Source organism: Devosia sp. Leaf64 (assembly GCF_001421945.1).
GTDB lineage: Bacteria > Pseudomonadota > Alphaproteobacteria > Rhizobiales > Devosiaceae > Devosia.
This window is the reverse complement of the sequence record NZ_LMLO01000018.1, coordinates 200,467-218,716: the sequence shown is the minus strand read 5'-3', so window position 1 is coordinate 218,716 and position 18,250 is coordinate 200,467. Positions and strand designations below refer to the sequence as shown.

General features: G+C 61.9%; 22 protein-coding genes. 11 read left to right on the top strand and 11 right to left on the bottom strand.

Going from position 1 to position 18,250, the window contains the following annotated elements:
- Nucleotides 1–4 precede the first annotated feature (4 nt).
- From topA to ruvX, 7 genes are all read right to left on the bottom strand, one after another.
- On the bottom strand, nt 5–2,662 hold the full coding sequence (gene topA / locus ASE94_RS10215; protein WP_062630308.1) for a type I DNA topoisomerase: 2,658 nt from the start codon (nt 2,660–2,662) through the stop codon (nt 5–7).
- Between the two features lie 79 nt (nt 2,663–2,741).
- The gene (gene dprA / locus ASE94_RS10210; protein WP_062630460.1) at nt 2,742–3,857 is read right to left on the bottom strand and encodes a DNA-processing protein DprA; all 1,116 of its coding nucleotides are present in this window, start codon (nt 3,855–3,857) and stop codon (nt 2,742–2,744) included.
- Between the two features lie 17 nt (nt 3,858–3,874).
- On the bottom strand, nt 3,875–4,480 hold the full coding sequence (gene plsY, locus ASE94_RS10205) for a glycerol-3-phosphate 1-O-acyltransferase PlsY (RefSeq protein WP_062630307.1): 606 nt from the start codon (nt 4,478–4,480) through the stop codon (nt 3,875–3,877).
- 338 nt (nt 4,481–4,818) lie between these two features.
- Nucleotides 4,819–5,319, bottom strand: coding sequence for a DUF1993 domain-containing protein (locus tag ASE94_RS10200; RefSeq protein ID WP_061911485.1), 501 nt, complete (start codon nt 5,317–5,319; stop codon nt 4,819–4,821).
- Between the two features lie 186 nt (nt 5,320–5,505).
- Nucleotides 5,506–6,798, bottom strand: coding sequence for a dihydroorotase (pyrC, locus tag ASE94_RS10195; RefSeq protein WP_062630306.1), 1,293 nt, complete (start codon nt 6,796–6,798; stop codon nt 5,506–5,508).
- Nucleotides 6,795–7,760, bottom strand: coding sequence for an aspartate carbamoyltransferase catalytic subunit (locus tag ASE94_RS10190; RefSeq protein WP_062630305.1), 966 nt, complete (start codon nt 7,758–7,760; stop codon nt 6,795–6,797). Before ASE94_RS10190 ends, pyrC begins: the two co-directional genes overlap by 4 nt.
- A gap of 76 nt (nt 7,761–7,836) precedes the next feature.
- Nucleotides 7,837–8,289, bottom strand: a complete 453-nt coding sequence (gene ruvX / locus ASE94_RS10185; RefSeq protein ID WP_062630304.1) for a Holliday junction resolvase RuvX — start codon at nt 8,287–8,289, stop codon at nt 7,837–7,839.
- 70 nt (nt 8,290–8,359) lie between these two features.
- On the opposite strand from ruvX, the gene ASE94_RS10180 reads away from it, so the two are divergent.
- From ASE94_RS10180 to ASE94_RS10150, 7 genes are all read left to right on the top strand, one after another.
- Nucleotides 8,360–8,878: a hypothetical protein gene (locus ASE94_RS10180; RefSeq protein ID WP_062630303.1), complete on the top strand. Its 519-nt coding sequence runs from the start codon at nt 8,360–8,362 to the stop codon at nt 8,876–8,878.
- Nucleotides 8,879–8,965: 87 nt separating this feature from the next.
- Nucleotides 8,966–9,253: an Asp-tRNA(Asn)/Glu-tRNA(Gln) amidotransferase subunit GatC gene (gene gatC / locus ASE94_RS10175; RefSeq protein WP_062630302.1), complete on the top strand. Its 288-nt coding sequence runs from the start codon at nt 8,966–8,968 to the stop codon at nt 9,251–9,253.
- On the top strand, nt 9,253–9,735 hold the full coding sequence (locus ASE94_RS10170; RefSeq protein ID WP_062630301.1) for a GNAT family N-acetyltransferase: 483 nt from the start codon (nt 9,253–9,255) through the stop codon (nt 9,733–9,735). The genes gatC and ASE94_RS10170 overlap by 1 nt, the downstream gene beginning before the upstream one ends.
- Nucleotides 9,732–10,241, top strand: a complete 510-nt coding sequence (locus ASE94_RS10165; RefSeq protein WP_061911498.1) for a hypothetical protein — start codon at nt 9,732–9,734, stop codon at nt 10,239–10,241. The genes ASE94_RS10170 and ASE94_RS10165 overlap by 4 nt, the downstream gene beginning before the upstream one ends.
- A complete protein-coding gene (locus ASE94_RS10160) occupies nt 10,229–10,696 on the top strand; it encodes a hypothetical protein (protein WP_062630300.1) in 468 nt (155 codons plus the stop codon). The genes ASE94_RS10165 and ASE94_RS10160 overlap by 13 nt, the downstream gene beginning before the upstream one ends.
- Nucleotides 10,689–12,173, top strand: a complete 1,485-nt coding sequence (gene gatA / locus ASE94_RS10155; protein ID WP_062630299.1) for an Asp-tRNA(Asn)/Glu-tRNA(Gln) amidotransferase subunit GatA — start codon at nt 10,689–10,691, stop codon at nt 12,171–12,173. The genes ASE94_RS10160 and gatA overlap by 8 nt, the downstream gene beginning before the upstream one ends.
- 129 nt (nt 12,174–12,302) lie before the next feature.
- A complete protein-coding gene (locus tag ASE94_RS10150) occupies nt 12,303–12,620 on the top strand; it encodes a hypothetical protein (protein ID WP_061911621.1) in 318 nt (105 codons plus the stop codon).
- Nucleotides 12,621–12,790: 170 nt separating this feature from the next.
- Here ASE94_RS10150 and ASE94_RS10145 read toward each other — a convergent pair whose 3' ends face one another.
- On the bottom strand, nt 12,791–13,048 hold the full coding sequence (locus tag ASE94_RS10145; RefSeq protein ID WP_062630298.1) for a YjhX family toxin: 258 nt from the start codon (nt 13,046–13,048) through the stop codon (nt 12,791–12,793).
- 256 nt (nt 13,049–13,304) lie between these two features.
- On the opposite strand from ASE94_RS10145, the gene ASE94_RS10140 reads away from it, so the two are divergent.
- The 3 genes from ASE94_RS10140 (at nt 13,305) to gatB (ending at nt 15,771) form a co-directional block, all read left to right on the top strand.
- A complete protein-coding gene (locus tag ASE94_RS10140) occupies nt 13,305–13,622 on the top strand; it encodes a chorismate mutase (RefSeq protein WP_061911506.1) in 318 nt (105 codons plus the stop codon).
- A 39-nt stretch (nt 13,623–13,661) separates the two neighbouring features.
- Nucleotides 13,662–14,171 carry a GNAT family N-acetyltransferase gene (locus ASE94_RS10135; protein ID WP_062630297.1) on the top strand — a complete coding sequence of 170 codons (510 nt, stop codon included), beginning with the start codon at nt 13,662–13,664 and terminating at the stop codon, nt 14,169–14,171.
- A 100-nt stretch (nt 14,172–14,271) separates the two neighbouring features.
- Nucleotides 14,272–15,771, top strand: coding sequence for an Asp-tRNA(Asn)/Glu-tRNA(Gln) amidotransferase subunit GatB (gene gatB / locus ASE94_RS10130; protein WP_062630296.1), 1,500 nt, complete (start codon nt 14,272–14,274; stop codon nt 15,769–15,771).
- A gap of 12 nt (nt 15,772–15,783) precedes the next feature.
- Here the strand turns inward: gatB and ASE94_RS10125 are convergent, their stop codons facing one another.
- From ASE94_RS10125 to ASE94_RS10115, 3 genes are read right to left on the bottom strand one after another with little or no spacing between them, the layout of a single operon-like run.
- Nucleotides 15,784–15,972, bottom strand: coding sequence for a hypothetical protein (locus tag ASE94_RS10125; RefSeq protein ID WP_062630295.1), 189 nt, complete (start codon nt 15,970–15,972; stop codon nt 15,784–15,786).
- A 1-nt stretch (nt 15,973) separates the two neighbouring features.
- Nucleotides 15,974–16,180: a hypothetical protein gene (locus ASE94_RS20980; protein ID WP_156352102.1), complete on the bottom strand. Its 207-nt coding sequence runs from the start codon at nt 16,178–16,180 to the stop codon at nt 15,974–15,976.
- Nucleotides 16,181–16,228: 48 nt separating this feature from the next.
- Nucleotides 16,229–17,125, bottom strand: a complete 897-nt coding sequence (locus ASE94_RS10115; RefSeq protein ID WP_062630294.1) for a DMT family transporter — start codon at nt 17,123–17,125, stop codon at nt 16,229–16,231.
- 185 nt (nt 17,126–17,310) lie between these two features.
- On the opposite strand from ASE94_RS10115, the gene ASE94_RS10110 reads away from it, so the two are divergent.
- The gene (locus tag ASE94_RS10110; RefSeq protein ID WP_062630293.1) at nt 17,311–18,219 is read left to right on the top strand and encodes a 5'-methylthioadenosine/S-adenosylhomocysteine nucleosidase; all 909 of its coding nucleotides are present in this window, start codon (nt 17,311–17,313) and stop codon (nt 18,217–18,219) included.
- The last annotated feature ends 31 nt before the right edge of the window (nt 18,220–18,250 follow it).

The window sequence follows — 18,250 nt, the reverse complement described above, 5'->3', positions numbered from 1 at the left end:
TGCCTCAGAACGGCACGTCTTCATCGGTGACGGTGCTTTTCTTGGCGGGGGCCTTTTTGGCGGCAGGCTTCTTGGCTGGCGCTTTTTTAGCCGCTGGCTTGTCTTCCGACGCTGCGGCCTTCTTTGCGGCTGGCTTCTTCGCCGCTGGCTTTTTGGCCGGGGCTTTTTTCACCTTGGTGCCGGTGGCTTCGGCGCGGGCGGCGATCCATTCGACGGCTTGTTCGACGGTTACCGCTTCGGGGGCGACGTCCTTGGGGATCGTGGCGTTGATCTTGCCCTGATTGACATAGGGGCCATAGCGGCCGGCGCGGACGGTGATCGGGCCGTTGTCGTGCTCAAAGGTCTGGATGGCAGCGACGGCCGTGCCGCCGCGCTTGAAACCGCCAGCGGCTTTTTGCGCGAGGAGGTCGACGGCGCGGTTGAGGCCGACGGTAAAGACTTCTTCGACATCGGGCAGATTGGCATATTTGCCATCGTGCAGGATGAAGGGGCCATAGCGGCCAAGGCCGGCAGAGATGGGCAGGCCTGATTCAGGGTGAAGACCGACTTCACGCGGAAGCGAGAGAAGCTGCAGGGCTTTTTCGAGGGTCAGTGCGGCCGGTTCCCAGCCCTTGGGCAGGGACGAGCGCTTGGGCTCCTTCCCATCGCCAAGCTGAACATAGGGGCCGAAACGGCCTGATTTCAGATGCACTTCCTCGCCCGATTCGGGATCGGTGCCGAGGACGCCATCGCCGGCAGCAGCTTCAGAGGATTGGCCATTGGCGGCGTCCGACAACTGGGTCGTGTGCTTGCACTCGGGATAGTTGGAGCAGCCGATGAAGGCGCCGAATTTTCCCAACTTCAGCGACAGCGTGCCTGTGCCGCAGGTGGGGCAGCGGCGCGGGTCCGAACCGTCTTCCTTGGGCGGGAAAATGCGGCTGGCGAGAAGATCGTTGAGCGCGTCGAGAACTTCGGAGACGCGGAGATCCTTGATCTCGTCGATATTGCCGTTGAAGTCCTTCCAGAAGTCGCGGAGGACCTGCTTGTAATCGAGCTTGCCATCGGAAATTTCGTCGAGCTGCTCTTCGAGGCCGGCGGTGAAACCGTATTCGACATAGCGCGTGAAGAAGCTTTCGAGGAAGGCGGTGACGATGCGGCCGCGATCTTCGGGGACGAGCGCCTTGCCCTCGAGACGCACATAGTTGCGGTCCTTGAGGGTGGTGACGATGGCGGCATAGGTCGAGGGGCGGCCGATGCCGACCTCTTCCATCTTCTTGATAAGGCTCGCCTCGGTGTAGCGGCTCGGCGGCTGGGTGAAGTGCTGCTCGATCTCGACCTTTTGGAGGGTCGGCTTATCGCCGACCTTGAGGGGCGGCAGTTCACGGCTGTCTTCGTCTTCGGTATCTTCATCGCTCTTGGCTTCGACGCCATAGAGTTTGAGGAAGCCGGGGAAGGTGACAACGGAGCCGACGGCACGGAGGGCGACGGTGCGGCCTGGAACATTGACGGCGATATCGGCGGTCGTGCGGTCGATCTCGGCCGAGGCCATCTGCGAGGCGACGGTGCGGCGCCAGATCAGGCCATAGAGCTTTTGCTGATCGGCATCGAGATGCAGATCATCCGGGCGCTTGAACATATCCGTCGGGCGGATCGCTTCGTGCGCTTCCTGGGCGTTCTTGGCCTTGGAGGAGTAGACGCGCGGCTTATCGGGCAGGAATTCGGCGCCATAATGCTTGCCGATGACCGAGCGGGCCATGGCAATACCTTCGGGCGCCATCTGCACGGCGTCGGTACGCATATAGGTGATGAGGCCGTCTTCATAGAGGCGCTGGGCGATCTGCATGGTGCGGCTGGGCGACAGGCCGAGGCGCGAGGAGGCGTCCTGCTGCAAAGACGAGGTGGTGAAGGGCGCGTAGGGATTGCGCTTGGTCGGCTTCTTTTCGACATTGGCGACGTTGAACTGGCCGCCCTCGATGAGCTTTTTCAGCGCTGCTGCGTCTTCGCCGGTCTTGATATCGAGCTTGTCGGTCTTCTTGCCATCCACCGAGAAAAGGCGCGCGACGAAGCTCTTGCCGTTTTGGGCGAGTGACGCTTCGACGGACCAATATTCGTCGGCCTTGAATTTTTCGATCTCGGCTTCGCGATCGGACACGACGCGGAGGGCGACGGACTGCACGCGACCGGCCGAACGGGAGCCGGGAAGCTTCCGCCAAAGGATCGGCGAGAGGGTGAAGCCGACGAGATAATCGAGAGCGCGGCGGGCGAGATAGGCATCGACCAGCGGCATATCCACTTCGCGCGGATTGGCCATGGCCGTCGTCACGGCATCCTTGGTGATGGCGTTGAAGACGACGCGCTGGACCGGCGTATCCTTCTTGATCGCCTTTTTCTGACGCAGCACATCGAGAATATGCCATGAAATGGCTTCGCCTTCGCGATCAGGGTCGGTCGCGAGGATCAGGCCGTCAGCGCCCTTGAGCGCATTGGCAATGTCGGCCACACGCTTTTTTGAGGCCGTATCGACCTCCCAGGACATGGCGAAATCTTCGTCAGGACGGACCGAACCATCCTTGGCCGGCAAATCGCGGATATGGCCGAAGCTGGCCAGGACTTCATAGTCCTTGCCCAAATATTTGTTGATTGTCTTGGCTTTAGCCGGACTTTCAACGACGACGACCTTCATGGAGAACCCATTCCGCAACGCTTTGACTGAGGTGGCGCAACATGGTGAACCGAGGGGACGGTGTCAACGGGGCGCAGCATCACTCACTGGGACGAAGGGCAACAAGCTGCCCGCCGGACCATTCGAGACGGCCTTCGAGATCGAGTTCAAGGAGCAGGCCCTGCATGGCGGGCGGGGCGATGAGCGTTTGGCCGATCAGCTCGTCGATTTCCATGGGTGTGGTCGAGAGCGCGCTGAGGAGGCGGTCGCGATCATCGGGGTTTGGGTGGTCTTCGATGGTCGTGTCGCTGGGGTCGGGGCTCCAGGCGGGATCGAAGAGAAGACTGCGCGCGGGATCGGCGACGGCGATGGATTCGATGATGTCGGCGGCCGAGGTGATGAGCTTGGCGCCCTGCTGGATGAGGAGATTGCCACCTTCGGCGCGCGGATCGAGCGGGGAGCCGGGGACGGCAAAAACATCGCGGTTTTGCTCAAGGGCAAGGCGAGCGGTGATCAATGACCCCGAGCGCTTTGCGGCCTCGACGACTACGGTGCCCAAGGAGAGACCGGAAACGAGCCGGTTACGTCTTGGGAAATCGCGGGCACGCGGCTCCCAGCCGAGCGGCATTTCGGTGATCAGTGCGCCGCCTGCATCGAGGATGGATTGGGCGAGCGGCACGTTTTCATCGGGATAGATATGGTCGAGGCCACCTGCAAGGACGGCAATGGTGCCGGTGGTGAGGCTGGCGCGATGGGCGGCGGTGTCGATGCCGCGCGCGAGGCCTGAGACTACCGTGTAGCCGGCTTCGCCGAGATCGGTCGCGAGGATACAGGTCATCTTGGCGCCGGCGGCAGAGGCATTGCGGGCGCCGACTATGGCGACCGTGCGGTGCCAATCGAGCCGATCGCCACCGACAAGGGTGATGACGGGTGGGGCGCCGTGGATGTGGGAGAGATGAGTGGGGTAGGCGGCCTCGCCAATGGCGACGATGCGGGCGCCCCATTTGGCGAGGGCGGCGACTTCATCTTCCGCTTGGCTGAGACTGGTGATGCGGGCGGCCCGCCCTGTATTGCGGAGGAGGCCAGGCAGCGCATCTAAGGCGGCTTCGGCCGAGCCGAAGCGATTGAGCATCTGGCGAAAGGTGACGGGGCCGACATTGTCGCTGCGCGCCAGGCGCAGCCAGGCGAGGCGTTGGGCCGGCGTGAGCATCTGCATCACGCGGCCCTCCACGATCAGGCGGTCTTTTTGCCGCTGATGGTTGGCTCGGTGCCCTTCAACAGACGGGCGATGTTTTCGCGGTGCTGGAAAAACAGGAGGACTGCGAGGACGAGGACGGTGGCGGCGAGACGATCGCCCACGACGACATAGGCAAAGATCGGCGCCGTTGCGGCGGCCGTGAGCGCGGCGAGGGAAGACATTTTGCGCGTGTAGGCAATGAGGAGCCAGACGGCGCAGAAGATGACGCCGACGGGCCAGGCGAGGGACAGGAGCGAGCCGATCATCACCGCGACGCCCTTGCCGCCCTTGAAACCGAGCCAGACCGGGAAGCAATGGCCTAGGAAAGCGCCGAGCGAAGCCAGCATGGCAGCATCTTCGCCCCAGAAGTAGCGGGCGACCAGAACGGGAATTGCGGCCTTGAGCGCGTCGAGAACAAGGGTCGCGGCGGCGACTTTCTTGTTACCGGTGCGCAGCACATTGGTCGCGCCGATATTGCCCGAGCCGATATTGCGGATATCGCCGAGGCCGGCGGCGCGCGTCAGAATGAGGCCGAAGGGAATGGAGCCGGACAAATAGCCCAGAACGAGCGCCAGAATGAGCGGAATGAAATCGTTCGGCATGGTTTCTCCCTTATTAGCGAAGGATTAACGCCCGGGCGGGAGGGGGGCAAGTGGGGGACGGGGATTTTGTTGGGGCGCTTGACGCTGTGGCTCTCGCATCCCCTCCCGGCCTCCCCTTGGAAGGGGAGGTGTTGGATCGGTGGTGGGGATGCTACCGCGCCACGTACCATGTTTCCCTCGGGCCTGTCCCGAGGGTCGCTCGCATCAGCGTAGAGGCTTGTGGCTCCCGCGCTGGCCCTCGGGTCGAGCCCGAGGGAAGAACGGGGCCTGGGATGCTTTTCGAGGTCCAGAAGCGGCGTATTCAGGTGTTGCCAACACGTAGGAACGCCGTTTTGGACTTAGCCCAGATAGTCTTTCTTGCCGATCGGCACGCCCTTGTGGCGGAGAATGTCGTAGGCCGTCGTCACGTGGAAGTAGAAATTGGGCAGACCGCGGTTGAGGAGGTAAGTCTCGCCGTCGAATTCGACGTCGTTGCCGCCGATCTTGAGAGTGACGGTGCGGGTGTCGGCGCCGGTGAAGGCTTCTGGCGAAAGCGTGGCGAGATAGTCGATCGCCTTTTGCAGGCGGGCGCGAAGCTCGGCCCAGGTGACTTCGTCATCTGGCCAGCTTGGGAGCGGTTGGCCGGCGAGGCGGGCGGAGACGCCCTTGGCGCCGTCGGTGGCGATCTGGATTTGGCCGCTGAAGGGGATCATGTCATCGGCGAGGCGGCTGCCGACATAGGTCTGGAGATCGATGTTGTTTGCCGCGGCGTGCGCTTCGGCCTTATCGAAAATGGCGAGCAGGTTCTTGAGCATGCGGGTGAAGACCGGCACGGAGGCGGAGTACATTGAGAGGGTCATTTGGGTACCTGATGGTGACGTGAGTGAGGGTGGACAGGAGGCAGTTAGGATCGGTTTAGTCGAGGAAGTTAAGCTCATTCCAAGCATCCCCCTCATCCGGCGCTTGCGCGCCACCTTCTCCCCGAGGGGGAGAAGAATGGTCCGGTGGCTTTTCTCCCACAAAGGGCTAGGGAAAAGCTGAGGCTCTCAGTCCTTGTGGACGAAAACCGTTTCGCCGCCGACGATCGTTCGCATCACTTTGCCGGCGAGCCTTGCGCCTTCGAAGCTGGTGTTACGGGAGCGGGAGCGGAGGTCGGTTTCGCTGACCTGCCAGGGATAATCGAGGTCGACGAGGATGAGGTCAGCGGGGGCGCCCTTGGCGATGCGGCCCGAATCGAGGCCGAGGATTTCGGCGGGGCGGCTGGTCATGGCTTTGAGAATCGTCAGCAGCGGCAGGTCTTCGGAGTGGACGAGGCGCAAGGCGGCGGCGAGGAGGGTTTCGAGGCCGATGGCGCCATTGGAGGCTTCGGCGAAGGGTTGGCGTTTGACTTCGCTATCCTGCGGATCGTGATCGGAATGGATCGTGTCGATGACGCCCGAGCGGAGCCCCTCGATGATGGCGCGGCGGTCGTCTTCGGAGCGGAGCGGGGTGCCGAGCTTGAAGTAGGTCCTGTAGCGGCCGATGTCGTTTTCGTTGAGGCAAAGATTGTTGATCGAAACGCCAGCGGTAACGCGCCTGTTTCGCTTTTTGGCTGCGGCGACGATTTCAACGGAGGGTTCCGTCGAGATTTGCGCAGCGTGGTAGCGGACGCCGGTGAGCGCGGCGAGCTGGAGATCGCGCGACAGCGGGATGGTTTCGGCCTCGCGCGGAATGCCCTTCAAACCCAGGACCGTGGCGAAGAGCCCGTCGTTCATGACGCCTTCGCCGGCAAGGCTCATATCGACCGTGTGGTGGACGATCGTCATGTCATAATTGGCGGCATAGGACATGGCGGTGCGCAGAAGCGCGGTCGACTGGATGGAATTGCGGCCATCGGTGAGGCAGACGGCGCCGGCTTCGCGCATGAGGCCGAATTCGGTGAGATCGGCGCCGGCGAGACCCTTGGTGATGCCGGCGGCGGGGAGGATGTTGACCTTGGCGGTCGCTTTGGCGCGGCGGACGAGGAAATCGACGACGGCGCCATCATCGACGGCCGGCATGGTATCGGGCATCATGACGAAAGAGGTGACGCCCCCGGCGGCGGCGGCTTCGCCAGCCGAGGCTAGGGTTTCGCGATATTCCCAGCCGGGCTCGCCGGTAAAGACCCGCATGTCGATGAGGCCGGGGGCAAGGACGAGGCCATTGGCGTTGACGACTTCGGCGCCATCGGGGACGCCGACGGGACCGCCGAGGGCGAGATCGCTGATGCGGCCATTTTCGATCAGGACGGCGCCGCGCTGATCGGTGCCCGAGGCTGGGTCGACGACGCGGGCATTTTCAATGAGGAGGGGCCGGGTCATTCTTCGTTCCTCGAAGGCAGCAGGGCATCCAGGACAGCCATGCGGACGGCGACGCCCATTTCGACCTGATCGGTGATGACCGAACGGGCGCCATCGGCGATGGCCGGATCGATCTCGACCCCGCGGTTCATGGGGCCGGGATGCATGACGATGGCGTCGGGATTGGCGAAGGCGAGCTTTTCGGCGTCAAGGCCATAGAAGCGATAATATTCACGGACCGAGGGGATCATCTTGCCGCTGGCGCGCTCATGCTGGAGGCGCAGCATCATGACGACGTCGACGCCTTTCAAACCCTCTTCCATGTCTGTGAAAACCTCGGTGGCGAGGTGTTCGATGCCGGCAGGGAGGAGATTGCGCGGGGCGATGACGCGGGTGCGGACATTGAGCGCGCCGAGCAGCAGCAGATTGGAACGGGCAACGCGGGAATTGGCGATGTCGCCGCAGATGGCGACGGTGAGACCGGAAATGCGGCCCTTGTGGCGGCGGATGGTCAACGCGTCGAGGAGCGCCTGGGTCGGGTGCTCATGGGCGCCGTCGCCGGCATTGATGACCGAGCAGCCGACTTTTTGGCTGAGCAGTTCGACTGCGCCGGCGGCGCCATGGCGGACCACCAGCACATCGGGGCGCATGGCGTTGAGCGTCGCGGCGGTGTCGACGAGAGTTTCGCCCTTGGAGACCGACGACGTTTTGACCGACATGTTGACGACGAGCGCGCCGAGGCGTTTGCCCGCGATCTCGAAGGACGACTGCGTGCGCGTCGAGGGCTCGAAGAAAAGATTGATCTGGGTTTTGCCGGAAAGCGTGGGGAGCGATTTGCGCTCCTGCCTGCTGACGGGGACCATGCGCTCGGCGCGGTCCAGAAGATCGATGATTTCGTGCTGTTTGAGATCAGCAATGGAAATCAGGTGTCGTTGGCGGAACGGGGGAAAGTCGCCGGAGGTGCGGGCGGGCGTATCGGCCATGCGCGGATCCCTTCAGATTTGCTGCGGTCTATCCGAGGGGGGCGCGGCGTTCAACCAATAGTTGAATTTTCAACCTTTAGTTGCGCAGCCGATCGAGCGCGCCCTGCAAAATGTAACTGGCGGCGAGCTTGTCGACGACTTCGGCGCGGCGGTCGCGGCGGAGGTCGGCTTCGATCATCATGCGGGTGACGGCTGAGGTCGAGAGGCGCTCGTCCCAGAAGGCGATGGGCAGGTCGAGTTTCTGGCTGAGATTGCGGGCGAAGGCGCGGGTGGATTGGACGCGAGGGCCCTCAGTGCCGTCCATGTTGAGCGGCAGGCCGAGGATCAGGGCAACGGCGTTGTTTTCTGCGACAAGCGTGATGATGCGTTCGGCATCCTGCGTGAATTTCGTGCGCTTGATGGTTTCGAGCGGGGAGGCCGAGTAACGCATGCCGTCCGACACGGCGACGCCGATGGTTTTGGTGCCGAGATCAAGGCCGAGGATTTTGCCGGCGGGGGGGATGGCGGCTAGGGTGTCGGTCTCGGTCACATGGGGCTCGCGGTTTTGGCTCGGTCTGTTCTATAGGCTCATAGGCAGATTTTGGCGATGGGACGCGCTCATGAAACTCACCTGGTTCGGCGGCAATACGTTTCGCATTCATGCGGGGGGAGCGATTGTGGTTGTGGAAGGTGAGGGGGCTTTGATTGGGGTGGATCGGGCGGAGTTGGTGAGTGGGGCCGATGTGGTGACGCGCTGGGGTGGCGGGATTGCGTCTTCGGACGGTTGGAAGCCGCGGGCGCCGTTGCGGATGCTGGAGGTGGATGAGGCTATGCGGCAGCCCGAGGTGGTGGGGCTGGGGCAGGGGGCGATTGTCGTCGATGCCGATGGGGAGGTGCCCCTGGTTTTGGCGAGCGGAGATTTTTCGGCGAGTGGCCGCTGGGTGGGGCAGGCGCTTGTCGTGCTGATTGGCGAAGGCTTGGCCGAGCGGGGTGCCGCGATTTTAGAGCGGGCTGGGCCGCGGTTCATGGCGCTGGCTGGGGGGGAAGCCGAGGTCGATGCGGCGTTTGCGGCGCTGCGGGATCGGCTCGATGGGACGGGCCTGATTGCCCTCGAGCGTGGATTGGCTGTGGAAGTCTGATCTCTGCCATAAGCCATTTTCATTGTCTTTTGGGGTTGGCCGTTGGTAAGAACGCGGCAAAGAAGGCCTTATTCGCTGGAGTTTGCCATGTCTGTCGACGCTGCCACCGTCAAGCGCATCGGGCGCCTTGCCCGTATCCGTATCGAGGAAGAGGAAGTCGCCAGCTATCAGAGCGAGATCAACGCCATTCTCGGCTTTGTCGAGCAGCTCGGTGAAGTGAACGTCGATGGTATCGAGCCGATGACCTCGGTAACGCCGATGCAGTTGCGCCGCCGCGACGACGTCGTGACGGATGGTGGCTATCCCGAGCAGATCGTCAAGAACGCGCCGCTGACTGAAGACAACTTCTTCATGGTGCCCAAGGTGGTCGAATAATGGCGATTTCGATCGCTGCCGAGACGCCCCTGCAGGACGATGTTCGCGGGCTGGTCGCGCGGTTGAACGATCATTTGCTGCCGCTGTCGCCGCTGGAATTTCAGTTCAAGATGACCGTCGAGCAGATGGCCGATAGCGATACGACGCTGTTCGTGGCGCGGGACGAAACGGGCAAAGCCGTCGGCATGGGCGCGCTCAAGGCGCATGGGCCTGAGCTTGGCGAGGTAAAGCGCATGTTCACCGTTCCCGAAGTGCGTGGCCAGCGGGTCGGCAAGCAGTTGCTGGAGCGGATCGTTGCGCTGGCGCGAGAGCGTGGCATGGGAAGCGTGATGCTCGAAACCGGCACGGGCGACGGCATGGCCGAGGCGCATCGGCTCTATACGCGTTACGGATTCGCGCCGCGCGGGCCGTTTCTCGACTATCCGGACAGCGAATGGTCGGCGTTTTTTGAACTGAAACTGCCGCAGGAGCAGGTTGCATGAGAACCGCAATTGTCGCGGCTTTGGTGGTGTGCAGCATTGGTGGCGCACTGGCCGACGATGCCTATGACACCATCTATGTTTCCGACCCGGCCGTCTGCGATCAGGCCGGCAAGGGCGACATCGAGTCGGTGCTGTTTGATCTGCAGGCGAGCGCGGTCTTGCCGCGCGAGGCGATCTGGGTCCGTGGGGAAATGATCTGCCGGCTGGTCGATGTGCGCATGTCGCCTTCGGCGATGGGCTGGGATGACGGCGACACCGAAGTGTTGGCGACAGCGCGGTGCTATGGTCCTTATGAGGACTATATGGACCAGGTGGTGCTGACCAATGTCAGCCAGAATATCAATCTCCATTACGGCGATACCGGCGAGCCGATTCCGCCGAGCCTCGAGATCATTTCGATGCGCGCCGATCTCGGCGGCGAGGAAATGGCCAAGTCCGATGGTTATGACGGGATCTACACAGCCTGTCCGGCGCTGACGGCGAAGGATTTTGCATGGCCAAAGTGATCGGGGTCACGCTTGCCGCGATGCTCGCGCTGCCGCTGACTGCGGCGGCGCAGGAAGATTTGCGCATCGACCAGAGCAAGATATACGTGACCGATCCGGCCGCCTGCGACATGCTGGAAAAGAAGGGAATCGAAGCCTTCATGGACCTCGATTTCCTGGCATTGGGCTTTCCCAAGGGCATCCAGTCCATGGAATTCCAATGCAATTTCTTCGACGTGAAAAGCCGCGAAGGCTCGACCCATCTCTTCGTCGATGCCGTCTGCGAAGCGCCGGGCGAGCTCTATCCCGATACGATGGCTATCGCCCCATATTCCGAGACGCAGATCCAATTGGTCTCGTCCTATGATGCCGCCATGACGCTGGCCGGCATTTTCGAACCCACCAGTGCTGTTGCGACGCCCGGCGCAACGCTCTACACACGCTGCGACAATCTGAGCGAGATTACCGTTGACTGACCTGACCAAGCTGAGCCTCGCCGATGCCCGCCAGGGCCTCAAGGACAAGAGCTTTACCGCGGTGGAATTGACCGACGCCTATGTCGGCGCGATCGATGCTGCCAATGACAAGCTCAATGCCTATGTGGCGACGACGCCCGAGCAAGCCCGCGAAATGGCCAAGGCCAGCGACGCGAAACTGGCGCGCGGCGAAGCCGGACTATTGGAAGGCATTCCGCTCGGCGTGAAAGATCTTTTTGCGACCAAGGGTGTGCACACTCAGGCGGCGAGCCACATTCTCGATGGGTTCAAGCCCGAATACGAATCGAGCGTGACCGCCAACCTCTGGCGCGATGGCGCGGTGATGTTGGGCAAGCTCAACATGGACGAGTTCGCCATGGGGTCGTCTAACGAGACGAGCTACTATGGCGCCGTGGTCAATCCCTATCGCGCCGAAGGCAGCAATGCCAATCTGGTGCCGGGCGGCTCGTCGGGCGGTTCGGCTTCGGCTGTGGCGGCCTGGCTCTGTGCCGGTGCGACGGCAACCGACACCGGCGGTTCGATCCGCCAGCCTGCGGCATTTACCGGCACGGTTGGCATCAAGCCGACTTATGGCCGCTGCTCGCGCTGGGGCACAGTCGCTTTTGCGTCGTCGCTCGATCAGGCAGGCCCGATCGCCCGGACCGTGGAAGATGCGGCGCTAATGCTGCAGTCGATGTCGGGGTTCGATCCAAAGGATTCGACGAGTGTCGACCTCGCCGTGCCCGATTTTGCTGCTGCCGTCGAGCGCGGTGTAAAAGGTCTCGTCATCGGCGTGCCGCGCGAATATCGCATGGACGGCATGCCGGCCGAAATCGAGGCGCTGTGGAATCAGGGGCTCGAATGGCTCAAGGCCGAAGGCGCGACGGTGAAGGATATTTCGCTGCCGCACACGAAATACGCCTTGCCGGCTTACTATATCGTAGCGCCGGCCGAAGCCTCGTCCAACCTCGCGCGCTATGATGGCGTGAAATATGGCCTCCGCGTTTCGGGCAAGGACATCACCGACCAGTATGAATTGACGCGCGCTGCCGGTTTTGGTCGCGAAGTGAAGCGCCGGATCATGATCGGCACCTATGTGCTTTCGGCCGGGTATTTTGACGCTTATTACGTCAAGGCCCAGAAGCTGCGCACGCTGATCAAGAAGGACTTTGAAGATGCCTTCAATGCCGGCATCGACACCATTCTGACGCCCGCCACGCCTTCTGCAGCCTTTGGAATTGGCGATGAGGCCCTGGCTGCCGATCCGGTTGCGATGTATCTCAACGACGTCTTCACGGTGACCGTAAACATGGCGGGTCTTCCCGGCATTGCGGTGCCTGCGGGCAAGGACGGCAAGGGTCTGCCGCTCGGTCTTCAGCTCATCGGCAAGCCGTTCGATGAAGAGACGCTGTTTGCGGCGGCGCGGGTGATCGAAAAGAGCACCGGCACCACTTTTGCCCCCACCCAGTGGTGGTAAGCCGCGGGGCCTTGCATGACGGCAGCGCTTGATTGCGCCGCCGTTCCGCACTATTTGCGCCCCATGCACAAATTTAAACTGGTTGTGACGCGCCCGATGGCAGCGTCCGGGCCAACAGGAATGTCGCCGATGGCCGTTGATATTTTTACGACGCTCGACTGGTCCGAGCCGCCCAAGGATATGAGCAAGCCGCTGCAGGCGCTCTGGTGGCTCAAGAAGGGCGAGTTCCGCGTCGGGCCCGAATGGGAAAGGGCGCATGCTATCGTTCAGTCGATGGAGGGCGTGCCCGCTTTTGACTGGGTGCATGCGCTGATGCACTGGATCGAGGCCGATATGGGCAATGCCGACTACTGGTATCGCCGCGCAGGCAAGCGCCGGGCGACGGCGAGCGTGAGTGCCGAATGGGAGCACATTTCGGCGGCGCTGAGCGAAGTGACCAAGCACTAGGGTTTTAAGTGGTTTTGGATTTGAGGGCCGCAGCATTGTGCTGCGGCCTTTTTGTTTTTCTGGCTTCGGTGCCGCTTTAGGGCAAGTCGATTTTGAGATCTCAGGCTGGGCCCCGGCTTTCGCAGGGGTGACCTTTGGTGGGCATCGACTTAGTTTTCTCTGACTTGATCCTATCGGTTATCGACTTGGCTCCTCACCAATTCCAGTCCGCGCTTGGTGATGCGGTAGGGTTTGCCGCCTTGGGATTTGATGGCCTTTTTCGCTTTGAGTTTTGAGAAGAGAACGGGCGTGAGCCCGCTCATCTGCCAGCCTTCGCGGTTGATGAATTCGAATTCGGCGATCTTGCCGCGGGAATTTTTGATGACGGCGATGTAGCCGCCTTGGGCGAGTGCATGGAGCACGCGCTGATCGTCTCGGGAAATGTCCACTGTGTCTGATGCCTGAGAGGCGCGTTTTTGAACGCGCGAACAAACAAGACCGTGCCGCTGGCATCGCGCTCAGCGGCTGGTCGGTTCATTCATGCCCCGCCGCCGATAGGACGGGGCTTCAAGCGGTCTCGGACTGACTAGACATGGACTTTGTCTAGCGCTTGGACTGCGGGGCGTCCACATTCTGCGCGCGAGCGGTTGAAATCCACCTCAGGCCGGTGCAAACCAGCAACAGACCAAGATCTGGGGATGGACCGTGACTGCTGCCGCAAAACTGCCTGCCGAATGTGAAAGCAAGGATGACGTTCGGTTCGAAATCGACCGGATCGACCAAGCTTTGCTGGGCCTTTTTGCCGAGCGTCACCGCTATGTTACGCGTATGGCAGAGATCAAGACCGATCCGCACGAAGCCTTCGACCCGGCGCGGATCGAAGCCGTCGTCTCCAAGGTGCGGGCGCGGAGCCTTGATCTCGACCTCGACGAAGACCAGGCCGAGCTAATCTGGCGGACGCTGATCGACTGGAATGTGAACTACGAAAAGGGCATCATCGCCGCTCGACGCCGGGCACGATAACGCTGCGCCGCGGACACGGCGAGCGAGGAGCAGACTGGAATGGCTGTTATCGACATCCGCAAAGCTGAACTCGCCGATGTGCCGCGCATGGCCCACATTGCTTTTTCCGCCTGGGATACCGGGATAAGGCCGCTGCTCGACGAAAAGCCGGGGCAACGGGATAGCGAGCGATTGCGCTTGTCGCATGCGGCCGCGTCCAATTGGCAAAATGGCGTGGTGGCGACGATTGATGGGATCGTCGTCGGCTGGTGCTGCCGATCCCGGCGGCGGAACTACATTCCATTTCTCTTCGTGATGCCCGATATGCAGGGCCATGGGATCGGCGCGCGGCTGCTGAACCGCATGGAGACCATGCTCGAGCTCGAAGGGGCTGAGCGGGTCCTTCTGGAAACGCCGGCGGACAATGTGCGGGCAGTGCGGTTTTACGAGCGGCAGGGCTATCATATTCTCGCGCTGCGGACCGCGGCGCGGGCGGCCCACGAGCTGTTCATGAGCGTGCATCTCGAAAAGGAACTGCATCCGTTCGATGGCGATATCGGCGAGGATTGAGCGCGGGTAGCGGGCGGATTTCCGGCCATCGCGGTTGCATCGCTGCGCCAATCTCAGTAAGCACTTACTTACATTTTGCCTTGCCTTTCAGGACATTCAATTGACCCTCGTCGACACCCGCACCCCTGACAAGAAGCGCCTGATTTCCGGTTCGACCGGGGATTGGGAAGTGATCATCGGCATGGAAGTGCACGCGCAAGTCACGAGCGAGTCCAAGCTGTTTTCGGGGTCTTCGACGGCCTTCGGCAATCCGCCTAATGCGAATGTCAGCTTCGTCGATGCGGCCATGCCGGGCATGCTGCCGACCATCAACGAGGAATGCGTGCGCCAGGCTGTGCGCACCGGGCTCGGGCTCAAGGCGCAGATCAACAAGCACTCGGTGTTTGATCGGAAGAACTATTTCTATCCCGATCTGCCGCAGGGCTATCAGATTTCCCAGTTCAAAGATCCGATCGTCGGCGAGGGCAAGGTTTTGCTCGATGTCGATGGCGAGCAGATCGAAATCGGGATCGAGCGTCTGCATCTCGAGCAGGACGCCGGCAAGTCGATCCACGATCAGCACCCCAACATGAGCTTTGTCGATCTCAACCGGTCGGGCGTGGCGCTGATGGAAATCGTGTCGAAGCCCGATCTGCGCTCGTCGGACGAGGCCAAAGCGTATCTGGGTAAGCTGCGGACGATCCTGCGCTATCTCGGCACCTGCGACGGCAATATGGAGCAGGGCTCCATGCGCGCCGACGTCAACGTTTCGGTGCGTCGTCCGGGCGGCGAATTCGGCACGCGCTGCGAAATCAAGAACGTCAATTCGATCCGGTTTGCCGGTCAGGCGATCGAATATGAGGCGCGGCGCCAGATCGATATTTTGGAAGATGGCGGCACGATCGACCAGGAAACGCGCCTGTTCGACCCCAAGAACGGCGAAACGCGGTCTATGCGCTCCAAGGAAGAAGCGCATGACTATCGCTATTTCCCCGATCCCGACCTGCTGCCGCTCGAATTCGACGATGCCTTCATTGCCAAAATGGCTGAAGGGTTGCCGGAGCTTCCAGACGAGAAGCAGGCGCGGTTTATCGGTGACTATGGGGTTACCGCTTATGACGCGATGGTGCTGACGCTCGACCGCGAAACGGCGGATTATTATGAGGCTTGCGTCGCTCACGGCGGCACGAAGCGTGATGGCAAGGCCGTTGCCAATATCCTCAATGCGGACGTCGCGGCGTTTGCCAATAGCCAGGGTCTGGCGGTGTGGGAGACGCATCTGCAGCCGGCGCAGATTGCTGGGCTGGTCGACCTGATTGCAGGCGGTACGATTTCGTCGAAGGGCGGCAAGGATGTGCTGCAGATTCTCATTGCTGAGGAACCCGAGGGCGATCCGGCAGAGATCGTGGAGCGCCGTGGGCTCAAGCAGGTGACCGATCTTGGCGCGATCGAAAAGATCGTCGATGAGATCATTGCGGCCAATCCCGATCAGGTGGCCAAGGTGATCGCCAAGCCGACAATGATCGGCTGGTTCGTTGGTCAGGCGATGAAGGCCTCGGGCGGCAAGGCCAACCCACAGGCCCTCAACGATCTGATGAAGCGCAAGCTCGGGATCGAATAAGCGCTGACTGCGCTATGGATTGATATCGTGGCCCGGCTCCGGCGGTAGTGCCGGGTCGGGCTTTTCCGTATCCTGATCATGCCGCAAGGGCGAGGTGTGCGGGTTGAGCGCATCGCCAGTGGGCAGGTTGACCGGCATGGGCGGCACGGGCTGTGGCGGATTGTGCGGCACTTTGGGGTCGTGATCGTGCGGATCGCTCATGTCAAATCTCCTGCGGCCGCGGGGGATCGCTGGGCATGGGTGGGACTTCGGGCTCGACGGACGGGCCGGGGTCTTCGACAGGTTGATCGGGCATAGGGATTTCCGTCGGGCCAGTGGGCACTGGATCGGCCGGGACGGGCTGTGGCGGCTCGGGCTGCGGGACGACAGGCTCGTCGGGCCGGGGATCGATTTCAGGTGAATTGGGCATGAGCACCTCCTGACGGGCCAACGATGGGCCCGGCGGGAGGTTCCGCAATCATGGGGTCGCGGCGCGGCGGCTCCAGATGTGGCGGATGCGGCCGTCGATAAACAGCAGGCCAAAAAAGATCACGAACATGCCCAGGATCTGGATCGGCAGGATGCTTTCGCCGAGGACGGTGACGCCGATGATCAGTGCCGAGATCGGGGCGATGAAGGTCGTGGTGGCGAAATTGGTGGCGCCGACGCGGGGCAGGATTCGGTACATGATCTGGAAGGTGAAGGCGGTCGAGAGAAGGCCGATGGCGAGGGCCGCGCCGAACGTTTCGGGCCGCGTCATGACCGGGACGCCTTCGGAAAAGAATGCGATCGGGACCGCGACTATCGCCGCGCCAGTGAGCGCGATGGAGGCGAAAGCCGTCGGTTCGACGTGTTTATAGCTGCGGGTGATGTTGAGCGAGATGGCGTAGCAGAGCGTGGCGCCGAGGCAGGCGGCGATGGCCCAGAGCTGCGAGGAGCCGCCGCCGGCCAGGGCTGGTGACACCAGAATGGCAGCCCCGACAAAGCCGATCGCGACACCGGCGAATTTGGTGGGCGTCGCCTTTTCGCCACCGACCCAAGCGTGGGAAATCAGCGCGGTGACCATGGGGGTCAGGGCATTGATGATTGCGGCGATGCCGCTCGCGAGGTGGGCCTGGGCGAGGGGGAAAAGCGCGAAAGGAATGGCATAGGCGATGATGCCGAGGCCGCCGAGCTGTAGCCAGAGTTTTGGATCGCGCGGTACGGATTTTTTGAGCGCCAGCATGACGACCCAGCAGGCGAGGGCACCGATGCTGACGCGCAGCGAGGTGACCCAGAGCGGGCCGATCTCGCGGATGAGGATGGCGTTGAAGACAAACGAGCATCCCCAGATGGCGCCGAGGAGAATAATCCAGAACCAATCACGCAGACTCATCTCGGGTGCCTTTCACTGAGAAGGCCGGACGCTACGCCGCGCAGGAACAAAGGTCGAACCGATTTTGACGATGGATCGCATCAATCGTGGTGATGGGCGGCGGTTGGCTGCCATGCGCCCGCCGAAGTGGCGCCAGACGAGTGTCTCACCTAGCGTGGGGGGGCAATGACCAAGGGAAAAAAACCATGTTGAAACAACTCTGCTGCCTCGCTCTTCTCGCCGGAAGCATCTCGACCGCATCAGGCGCCGAAATGTTGGATGACACGCCGCGCACCGCAGTCATGTCCGCCTTCGCGCCGGAATGGGTGGCCCTGCAAGCAGCTATGAGCGACCGCGAAGACTTCAGCGTCAACGGCGTCACCTTCGCAACGGGGACAATCGAGGGCAAACCCGTGGTGTTGTTTCTGACGGGGGTCAGCATGGTCAATGCCGCGATGAACAGCCAATTGCTGCTCGACCACTTCGCCGTCAAAAACATCGTGTTTTCCGGAATCGCCGGCGGGGTCAATCCGGATCGGCATATCGGGGACGTGATCGTCCCAACGCAGTGGGGCCAGTATCTCGACATGATTCTGGCGCGTGAGACCGCTCCGGGCGAGTTCACCCCACCATCCTTTCTGCCACATTCGCTGCCCAATTACGGAATGATGTTTCCTCAGGACGTGACAGTTACGCGAGAGGGTTCGGAGCCGGAGAACAAATTCTGGTTTGCCGTGGACCCCGATCTGCTCAAGGTCGCAGAGGGCGTGGCAGAATCCATCTCACTCAAAGACTGCACGCCGGACAATGCATGCCTTACGACTGCGCCCAAGGTCTATGTCGGTGGCAACGGCGTGTCTGGATCAGCCTTCGTCGACAATGCGGAATTTCGCTCCTACGCCTTCGACACGTTCGATGCGCAGGTGCTCGACATGGAGAGCGCTGCGGTTGCGCATGTGGCCTATGCCAACAACGTGCCCTTCATCGCATTCCGTTCGTTGTCTGACTTGGCAGGCGGCGGGGAAGGGGAGAACGAGATGGGCACGTTCATGGGCCTTGCCTCGGACAACTCCGCTGCAGTGGTCGAGGCCTTTATCGCGGCCCTGCCAGAATGATACCCGGCTGGCCGCTTCATGCGGCCGGCTT